Genomic DNA, 10,096 nt, shown 5'->3' on the forward strand with positions numbered 1-10,096 from the left:
CGGCCTCATTTGCGATTGCCTGAACGGGCCCGGCGCCGCCGCTGCCCCCGTGCGGAACTGGTGGAGAGCGCCTCCTGCGCGCCGGGGTCGCCGCCGCCGTCCAGGGCGGCCGCGAAGGCGGCGACGGTGGGGTGCTCGAACAACACCGCGGGCGCGATGGGACGGCCGAGGTCCTTCTCGATGGCGAGCACCATGGCCATGCCGGTCAGGGAGTTGCCGCCGAGGTCGAAGAACGGGTCGTGCACGCCGACCTGGTCGATGCCGAGGTAGGCGCCCCACAGGTCGGCCATCCTGGCCTCGGCCTCGGTCCTCGGTGCGGCGAAGTCGGTGCGCAGGCGGGGCCGGGGGAAGCGCTCGCCCTGCGGCGCGGCCGTGGCCGCCTGGAGGAGGCCGTCCAGGTCGAGCATGTTCGTCCAGGCGTCGAGCACCTCGCGCAGCGGCTGCCTGACGGCCATGACCGAGCCGTGGCCACCGGCGAGGATGCGGTCCAGGAGGGCGCATCCGGCGTCGTCGGCGAAGCCGTAGCGGGCGCGGTAGGCGGCGACCCTGTCGGCGAGGCCGCCGGTGGTCCCGAGCCGTTCCGACTGCCAGACGTCGTGCTGCCAGGGCCCCCAGGCGACGGAGACGACCCGGGTGGAGGGCGCGGCGCCGGCCAGGGCCTGGCCGTAGGCGTCGAGCACGGTGTTGGCGGCGCAGTAGTCGCCCTCGCCGATGCCGCCGAAGGCGGTGACGGCGGAGGAGTAGAGGACGAGCAGTTCGAGCCGCTCGTTCTCGGGGGTGTCCGGGCCGACCAGCTCGGCGAGCGGGCCCATGGCGTACACCTTGGGGGCGAGCACCTGGGCGGCCTCGGCGGGGGTGCGCCGCACCAGCAGCCCGCCGGCGGGCAGTCCTGCGGCGTGGATCACGCCGTGCAGCGCGCCGAAGTGCTTCCGCGCTCGTCTGAGGGCGGCGCGCAGCTGCTCGGGGACCCCCGCGTCGGCGGTCAGCAGCAGCACCTCGGCGCCCGCGGCCTCCAGCCGCGCGACCTCTTCGTCGCCCTCGGGCAGAGGGGTCCTGGCGAGGAGGGCGAGGCGGCGGACGCCCGCGCGGACGAGGTGCCGGGCCAGAGCCATGCCGAGGCCGCGGGTGCCGCCGGTGATGAGGTAGGTGCCGTCGGGGCGCCAGGGGGGCAGGTCCGGCTCGGCGTGGCGGGGGACGGGGGTCCAGCCGCGTACCCAGCGCCGGCCGCGCCGCCAGCCGGTGAGCGGGTCGGGCGAGTCGGGGGCGTCGCCCGCGCCGGGCTCGGTGAGCAGCTCGGTGAGGAGCTGCGGGGCGGCGCCGTCGAGCGGGGCGCCGGGGTCGAGGTCGGCGCCTGACCAGGTGAGGCCGGGGTACTCGTGCCGCGCCGCGCGGCCCAGCCCGTGGGCCAGCGCCTGGTGGGGCGCGGTGGCGTCGCCGCCGAGGATGTCCGCCGCGCCCCGTGTCACGGTGAGCAACCGGGCGGGCCGCTCCCCCAGGGCCTGCACGGCGAGCATGAGGCTGTGGAAGCCGTGCTCCACGGCGGCGCGCAGGTCGTCGTCGCCGGGCGGGGCCGCTCCCTTCGCGCCGGGGACGGCCAGGCTCCACAGATGGGCCACGTGCACGGGCCCGTCGCCCAGCCCGGCGAACGCCTCGGCGTACTGCGCGGGGTCGGCGGGGTCGATGGTGAGGCGGCGTCCTTCGCGGCGCGGCCCGGTGCCTGGCACCACCTCGACGACGTGGGTGCCGGACCCGGCGGCCAGGTCGGCGAGGGCCGTCCCTGTCCCCTCGGGGTCGGCGAAGACGACGAGCGGGCCGGGCAGCGGGCGGCCGGCCGGTGAGGTGGCGCGGGCGGCGGGGTCGCGCCGCCAGGTGGGGGCGAAGGTGTGATCGGCGGGTTCGGCCGTCCCTGTCCCGGCGGTCCCGGGGAGGGGCTGGGTCGGCTCGGGCCAGAAGCGGACGCGCTGGAAGGGGTAGGTGGGCAGGTCGAGGACCCGGCCGCGGCCCGGCCTGGCGAGGTCCCAGGTGACGTCCACGCCGAGTTCCCACAGCGTGGCGCAGGTGGCGACGAGGTCGCCATGGGGCTGCCCGCTCTCCGCCGCGTTCCAGCGCGGGGTGAGCGTGCCGAGGACGGCGGCGGCGCCGCCGGTGCCGCCGGTCAGGTTCTGGCGGACCAGCCCGCCGAGTGTCTGGCCGGGGCCGAGTTCGACGAACGCGGACACCTCCTGCTCCAGGCAGTGCCGGACGCCGTCGGCGAAGCGGACGGTGCCGACGAGCTGGTCGGCCCAGTAGGAGGTGCTGGTGGCCTGGTCGGCGGTGAGCTGCCGCCCGGTGAGGTTGGACACGATGGCGATGGCGGGAGGACGCCGGGTCACGCCCTCCAGCACGGCGGCGAGCTTCTCCCTGGCAGGCTGCAGCAGCGTGGAGTGGAAGGCGTGCGCCGAGCGCAGGGGACGGCAGGCGAGGCCGTCCGCCGTGAGCGCGGCGGTCACGGCGTCGATCTCGGCGGGCAGGCCGCTGAGCACGGTCATCGCGGGCCCGTTGCGGGCGGCGACGTCCACTTCGGCGCCGCTTCCCGCGAGGGCGGCGCGGATCCGGTCCTCGGGGGCGGCGACCGCGACCATGCGTCCCGCGGGCACGGCGCTGATCAGGTGGGCCCGCTCGACGACCACGTGCAGGGCGTCTTCGAGGGTGAACACGCCGGCCAGGCACGCGGCGACGTACTCGCCGAGGCTGTAGCCGACGAGCAGGTCGGGCGTGACGCCCCAGTGGCCGAGGAGCCTGGCGAGCGCGTACTCGACGGTGAACAGGAAGGGGTGGGCGATCGCGGCCTGGTCGAGCGGGTCGTGGGAGTCGCCGGACTCCTCGCGCGCCCGGCCGAGGAGGGCGGCCAGGTCGGCGGGGCGGCCGGCGGGGGTGTCGCCTTCGGGGAAGAACAGGGGGTGAAGGTCCACGCCTGAGCGTCGACGCACGAGCTCGACGCACCGGTCGACGGTCTCGGCGTAGACGGGTTCGGCGGCGTACAGCTCCCTGCCGAGGCCGGCGTACTGGTCGCCGACGCCGGGGAGCAGGAAGGCGATGCGGGGGCGGCGCTTGACGCGGTGACCGCCGGCGGCGGCGGAGCGCAGCTGCCGCAGGGCCTCGCCGGTGTCGGCGCAGACGAGGGCGCGACGGTGGTCCAGTTCGGCGCGGCCGGTCTGGAGCGTGTGGGCGACGTCGGCCAGGCCGGAACCCGGCCGCTCTTCGAGCCAGCCGGCCAGGCGGTCGGCCTGCTCCCGCAGCGCCGCCTCGCTGCCCGCCGACAGCGGCAGCACGTACGGCGCGGCCGGAACCTCCCCCGCCGGACGGTCGGGGCTCGCGGGGGACGGGGGCGCCTGCAGGACGAGGTGCGCGTTGGTGCCCGACAGCCCGAAGGAGCTGACGCCGGCGAGCCTCGGGGTGTCCTGGCGGGGCAAGGGAAGCGCTCCGGTGACGGGCTGCACGGTGCCGTCGCCGGGGATGGCGGCGGCAGGGGTGCTGAGGTTGAGGCTGGGCGGGATCAGCTCGTTCTCCAGGATGAGCACCGTCTTGATCAGGCCGGCGACCCCGGCGGCGGCCTGGGTGTGGCCGATGTTGGTCTTGACGGCGCCGACCAGGAGGGGGCGGCTCGCGGGGCGTCCGCCGAAGACGTCGTGCAGCGCGGACAGCTCGATGGCGTCGCCGAGGTGGGTGCCTGAGCCGTGCGCCTCGACGTAGTCGATCTCGTCGGGCGTGACGTGCGCGGCGGCGAGCGCGCGGGTGATCACGTCGGCCTGGGCCCTGCGGCTGGGGGCGGTGAGCCCGTTGCTGCGGCCGTCCTGGTTGACGGCCGAGCCGCGCAGCACGGCGCGGATGCGGCGGCCGTTGGCCAGGGCCTTGGACAGCGGTTCGAGCACGACGAGGCCGCCGCCCTCGCCCATGACGTAGCCGTCGGCGTTCTCGTCGAAGGTCTTGCACCTGCCGTCGGGGCACATCATGAGCCCGGCGCACGCCTGGATGTAGAGCGTGGGGTGCAGCGACAGGGACGCCCCGGCCGCCAGCGCGAGGTCGCACTCTCCTCTGCGCAGGCTCTCGGCGGCCAGGTGGACGGCGATGAGCGAGGAGGAGCAGGCGGTGTCGACCGTGAGGGTGGGGCCGATCAGGTCGAGTTGGTAGGCGATGCGCCCGGCCGCGACGCTGGGGATGGCGCCCTGGCCGAGGTAGGGGTCGGACAGGGCGTCGCGGCCCTGCCACTCGATCTGGAGCCTGCCGTACTGGAGGGTGTCCATGAAGCCGACCATGACGCCGGTGCGGCTGCCTCTGAGCCGTGACGGTGACAGGCCGGCGTTCTCCAGGCCCTCCCATGCGAGCTCCAGGAGCATGCGCTGCTGGGGATCCATGCGCAGGGCCTCGCGGGGTGACAGGCCGAAGAACTCGGCGTCCCAGCCGGCGATGTCGTCGAGGAAGGTGCCGTAGCGGGTGTAGATGCCGCCGGGGACCCGCGGGTCGGGGTCGTAGTACTCGTCGATGTCCCACCGGGTGGAGGGCACTTCGCGGACCGCGTGCCGGCCGTCCCTGAGCAGGTCCCAGAAGCCCTCGGCGGTGTCCGCGCCGCCGGGGTAACGGCAGGCCATGCCGATGACGGCGATGGGCTCGTCGCGTCGCTCCTCCACCTCGGCGAGGAGGCGGCGGGTCTGGGCCAGTTCGACGGTCACGCGTTTGAGGTAGGCGCGGAGCTTGTCCTCGGTCCCCATCGGTGGAGCCTTTCCTGTCGCGGTCATGTCGTCACAGTTCGTTGTCGATGAGGGCGAAGATCTCCTCGTCGGAGGCGGTGTCGATCTTGTCCATCACGCCGCCGGCGTCCGCGGGGGCGGCTCCGAGCTTGGTGAGCGCGCCCTGCAGGATCGGCACGAGCCGGGCGCGGACGACGTCTCCCTCCCCGTTGGCGTTGAGGAGCAGGTCGTCGATCTGCTCCAGCGCCCTGCGCAGCGTGTCCTCGGCTGAGGGCGGCGCGGGGGCGAGGACTTCGGCCAGGTAGGCGGCCAGCGCGGTGACGGTGGGGTGGTCGAAGACGAGCGTGGGCGGCAGGCGCAGGCCGGTGTCGGCGTTGAGCCGGTTGCGCAGCTCGACGGCGGTGAGAGAGTCGAAGCCGAGCTGGTTGAAGGGGCGGTCGAGTTGGACGCTGTCGGGGCTGCCGTGGGCGAGGACGGCGGCGACCTGGGCGCGGACGGTGTCGACGAGGAGGCGGAGCGCGTCCTGGCGGGGCAGCGTGGCCAGGCGTCCTGCGAGCGCGCCAGGTCCGGCTCCTGCGCCGGTTCCGGCGGTGCGTCGGGGTGCGCGGACGAGCCCGCGGAGCATGACCGGCAGCTCGCCCGCCTCGGCTCTGGCCCGCAGCCCCGCCATGTCCCACCGCGCCGCCACCACCAACGGATCAGCACTCGACACCGCCGCGTCGAACAGCTCCAACCCCTGCTCCACACTCAGCGGCGCGACACCCGCCCGCGCCAGCCTGGCCACATCCGCCTGCGACAGGCCACCGGTCATCCCCGACTCGGTGTCCCACAACCCCCACGCCACCGACACACCCGCCAGCCCCAACCGCCTGCGATGCGCCGCCAACGCGTCCAAGAACGCGTTCGCCGCCGCGTAGTTGCCCTGCCCCGCATTGCCCAGCACCCCGGCCAGCGAGGAGAACAACACGAACAACGACAACGGCCGCTCCGCCGTCAGCTCGTGCAGATACCAGGCCGCATCCGCCTTCGGCGCCAGCACCGTGTCCATCCGTTCCGCGCTCAACCCCTCCACCAGCGCGTCGTCCAGCACCCCCGCGGTGTGCACCACCCCCGCCAGCGCCACCCGCTCCAGTAGAGCGGCCAGCGCCTCACGATCGGAGACGTCACAGGCGGCCACCGCCACCCGCGCGCCCAGCCCCTCCAGCTCCGCCACCAGCTCGGCCGCACCCGGCGCGCCCGGCCCGCGACGCGAGACCAGCAACAGATCCCGCACCCCGTGACGCGACACCAACCGCCGCGCCACCAACGCGCCCAGACCACCCGTGCCACCGGTCACCAGCACCGTCCCCGCCACCTCGGGCAACGGCTCGGCGGCGACCTCACGCCGGGTCAGACGCGGGACGAGGGGCTTGCCGTGCACGACCCTGACCTGGGGTTCGCCGGTCGCCGTGACGAGAGACCAGTCGGCGTGGCCGTCCTCGACCTCGGCCAGGACGAACCTGCCAGGCTGCTCCGACTGCGCCGAGCGCACCAGCCCCCACACGGCCGCGCCCGCGGGGTCGCCCGCCCGGGTGGCGAAGACGACGGTGGCGTCGCCGGGGGTGAGGTCGTCGGGCTGTGCGGCGATGGCGTCCAGGACCCGGCCGGTCAGCTCGCGGACGCGGGCGGGCATGTCGGGCTGGTCGCTCACGCACGAGATCACCACGGGCTCGGCCGCTCCGGCCGCGGCGGCGGGCGCTTCGACCCAGTCCACGCCGTGCGCCGCCGTGCCGGCGAGGGCGGCCTGGCGGGGGGCGGCGGCCCGCACGCGGAGCGCGTCGATCGACAGGACCGGCGCGCCGGCGGGGTCGGCCGCCTCGACCAGGGTGTCCTCGCCGGTGGTGGTCAGCCGTACGCGCAGCTCGGGGGCTCCGGAGGCGTGCAGCAGCACGCCGCCGAACGCGAACGGCAGCCGCAGCTCCTCATCGCCGCCGGTCAGGACGAGGGGGTGGAGGGCCGCGTCGAGCAGGGCGGGGTGGATGCCGTATCCGGCAGAGTCCACCTCCTCGGGCAACGCCACCTCGGCGAACAGCTCCTCCCCCCGCCGCCACACCGCGCGCAACCCCTGGAAGGCGGGCCCGTACTCGTAACCCCGCTCGGCCAGCCGCTCGTAACCGCCCTCCACCTCCACCGGCTCGGCACCGGACGGCGGCCACACCGACGCCCACGGGTACGGCGCGCCGGCGGGGGCGCCGGCGGTGAGGGCGCCGGAGGCGTGCCTTCGCCAGCCGTCGGGGGTGCGGGAGTGGATGGCGACGGCGCGGCGCTGCTCGTCGTCGGGCGGGTCCACGGTGACCTGGATGGTGACGGAGCCGTTCTCGGCAAGCAGCAGCGGCGTCTCGATGACGAGTTCGTCCAGGCGTCCGCAGCCGGCGTGGGCGCCGCCCTCGAGGGCGAGCTCGGCGAAGGCGGCACCGGGCAGCAGGACGCCGCCCTCCACGGCGTGGTCTCCGAGCCAGGGCGCGCTCCTGGCCGACAGCTGGCCGGACAGGACGTAGGCGTCGCCGGCCACGGGGACGACGGCGGAGAGCAGCGGGTGCCGGGAGCCTTCGACGCCCGCGCCGGTGGGGCGGCCGGGAGCCTCGTGGTCCCCGAGCCAGTAGCGGCGCCGCTCGAAGGCGTAGGTGGGCGGATCGGCCATCGGATGCGGGGCAGGGCCGAGCGCGGTGAGCCAGTCGACGCCCGCGCCGAGCACCCAGGCGTGGGCGAGCGCGGTGAGGAAGCGCGGCCAGTCGCCCGCGCCGCGGCGCAGTGACGCGCAGACCCCGGCGGTGATGCCCGCGGCGTGGCAGCTGTCGTCGGCGTCGGCGCCCAGCACGGGGTGCGGGCTGACCTCGACGAACAGCGGGGTGCCCGGTCCTGCGCACGCTCTGATCGCCTCGTCGAAGAGCACCGGGTTGCGCAGGTTGTCGTACCAGTAGCCGGCGGTCAGCCGGGCCGGCTCGACGAACTGCCCGGCGAGGGAGGAGCAGAAGGCGATGCCGGTGTCCTGCGGCCGCACCCCGTCGAGGGCGGCGGCGAGCTCGTCGGCGATGGGCTCGACGAGCGGGGTGTGGGAGGCGTAGTCGACGGCGATGCGGCGCACGCGGACGCTCTCTCCGCAGGCGGCGGTGAACTCCTCCAGCGCGCCGGCCTCGCCGGCGACGACGCAGGAGGCGGGGCCGCTGTGGACGGCCACCCAGAGGCGGCCCTCCCAGGGTCCGAGCCGCGCCTGGGTCTCGGCCGCGGGCAGGGCCACGGCGAGCATGCCGCCGGTGCCGCTGAGCCGGATCAGCGCCCTGGAGCGCAGGGCGACGACCTTGGCGGCGTCCTCCAGGGTGAGCGCTCCTGCCACGCACGCGGCGGCGATCTCGCCCTGGGAGTGGCCGATGACGGCCGTGGGGTGGACGCCGTGGGAGCGCCAGAGCTCGGCGAGGGAGACCATGACGGCGAACAGGACGGGCTGGATGACGTCGGTGCCCTCCAGGGCCGGGGCGCCGTCCCTGCCGTGCAGCACGTCGACGACCGACCAGCCGGTGTGCGGGCGCAGCGCCTCGTCGCAGCCCAGCAGCCGGGTGCGGAAGACCTCGCTGGTGCCCATGAGGTCGACAGCCATGCCCGCCCACTGGGAGCCCTGGCCGGGGAAGACGAACACGGGCCTGGCGGCGGGGAGCGCCTCCCCTATGACGGCGGCGGCGTGGGGGGTTCCTTCGGCGACGGCGGCGAGCGCGGCGAGCAGTTCGGCGCGGTCCTCGGCCACCACGACGGCGCGGTGCGCGAATCCGGCTCTCGTGGCCAGGGCGCGGCCGGCGGCGCGCAGGTCGTCGTCGGGGACGCCGGCGGCGTACCGGCGCAGCCTGCCGGCCTGGGCGCGCAGGGCGGTCTCGGTCTTGGCCGACACGATCCAGACGAGCGGCTCGCCTGCCGCGGCGGGCCGCTCCTCCGGGGCGGTCGCGGGGACGCCTTCCAGGACGACGTGGGCGTTGGTGCCGCTGACGCCGAAGCTGGAGATGCCGGCGCGGGCCGGCCGGTCGGTGGGGAAGTCCACCGCGCGGGTGGCCACGCGGACGCCTCCGGAGTCCCAGTCGACGTGCGGGGTCGGCTCGGTGACGTGCAACGTCGGCGGCAACACCCCATGCCGCATCGCCTGCACCATCTTGATCACCCCCGCCACCCCCGCCGCCGCCTGCGTGTGACCGATGTTCGACTTCACCGACCCCACCCACACCGGCCGACCCTCCGCCCGGCCCCGCCCATACGTCGCCAGCAACGCCCCCGCCTCGATCGGATCACCCAACCGCGTCCCCGTCCCATGCGCCTCCACCGCGTCCACATCCCGCGTGTCCAGCAACGCGTCCGCCAACGCCTGCTGAATCACCCGCTCCTGCGCAGGACCACTCGGCGCCGTCAACCCGTTGCTCGCCCCGTCCTGGTTCACCGCCGACCCCCGGATCACCGCCAGCACCCGCCGCCCATGACGGACCGCCTGCGACAACCGCTCCAGCACCAGCACCCCCACCCCCTCAGCCCACGCCGCACCGTCAGCCGAAGCCGAGAACGACTTGCACCGCCCGTCGGCCGACAGCGCCCGCTGCCGGGAGAACTCCACGAACGGAACCGGCGAGGCCATGACGGACACGCCTCCGGACAGGGCGAGCGAGCACTCTCCGCGCCGGAGCGCCTGCACGGCCAGGTGCATGGCGACCAGCGAGGAGGAGCAGGCGGTGTCGATCGTGATGGACGGCCCTTCGAGGCCGAGGGTGTAGGAGACGCGCCCGGACAGCACGCTGGAGGCGCTGGAGGTGAACAGGGTCCCCTCGACGGAGCCGGGGGCGAGTTCCAGGAAGCGGGTGGAGTAGTGCTCGTACATGCATCCGGCGTAGACGCCGGTACGGCTGCCGCGTAACGACCCCGGATCGATCCCGGCCCGCTCCAGCGCCTCCCAGCACGACTCCAGGAACAGCCGATGCTGCGGATCGGTCGCCAGCGCGCTACGCGGGCTCATCCCGAAGAACCCCGCGTCGAACTCCCCCGCGTCATGCACGAACCCGCCGTGCCGCACATACGACTTGCCCGACGCCTCCGGATCAGGATCGAACAACCCCTCCAGATCCCACCCGCGATCGGCCGGGAACCCACTGATCGCGTCCCCGCCCGACGCCACCAGGTCCCACAGCTCCTCAGGACCCGTCACCCCACCGGGGAAACGGCAGGCCATCCCGACGATCGCCACCGGTTCGTGCCTGCGGCCCTCCTCCTCGGCGAGGCGCTGGCGGGTCTCCGCCAGTTCGACGGTCGCACGCTTGAGGTAGGCGCGGAGCTTGTCCTCGGTTCCCATCGGTCGGGCCTTT

General features: G+C 75.0%; 2 protein-coding genes. Both read right to left on the reverse strand.

The window, feature by feature from the left end:
- Nucleotides 1-5 precede the first annotated feature (5 nt).
- Nucleotides 6-4,775, reverse strand: a complete 4,770-nt coding sequence (locus tag FHR33_RS05405; protein WP_183644347.1) for a type I polyketide synthase — start codon at nucleotides 4,773-4,775, stop codon at nucleotides 6-8.
- A gap of 4 nt (nucleotides 4,776-4,779) precedes the next feature.
- Nucleotides 4,780-10,083: a type I polyketide synthase gene (locus tag FHR33_RS05410; RefSeq protein ID WP_183644350.1), complete on the reverse strand. Its 5,304-nt coding sequence runs from the start codon at nucleotides 10,081-10,083 to the stop codon at nucleotides 4,780-4,782.
- Nucleotides 10,084-10,096 lie beyond the last annotated feature (13 nt).

The organism is Nonomuraea dietziae (genome assembly GCF_014195505.1).
Lineage (GTDB): Bacteria > Actinomycetota > Actinomycetes > Streptosporangiales > Streptosporangiaceae > Nonomuraea > Nonomuraea roseola.

Bases quoted from the DNA above. Each gene is read 5' to 3' on its own strand.
- FHR33_RS05405 (WP_183644347.1), bottom strand. From the start codon at position 4,775: ATGACCGCGACAGGAAAGGCTCCACCGATGGGGACCGAGGACAAGCTC.
- FHR33_RS05410 (WP_183644350.1), bottom strand. From the start codon at position 10,083: ATGGGAACCGAGGACAAGCTCCGCGCCTACCTCAAGCGTGCGACCGTC.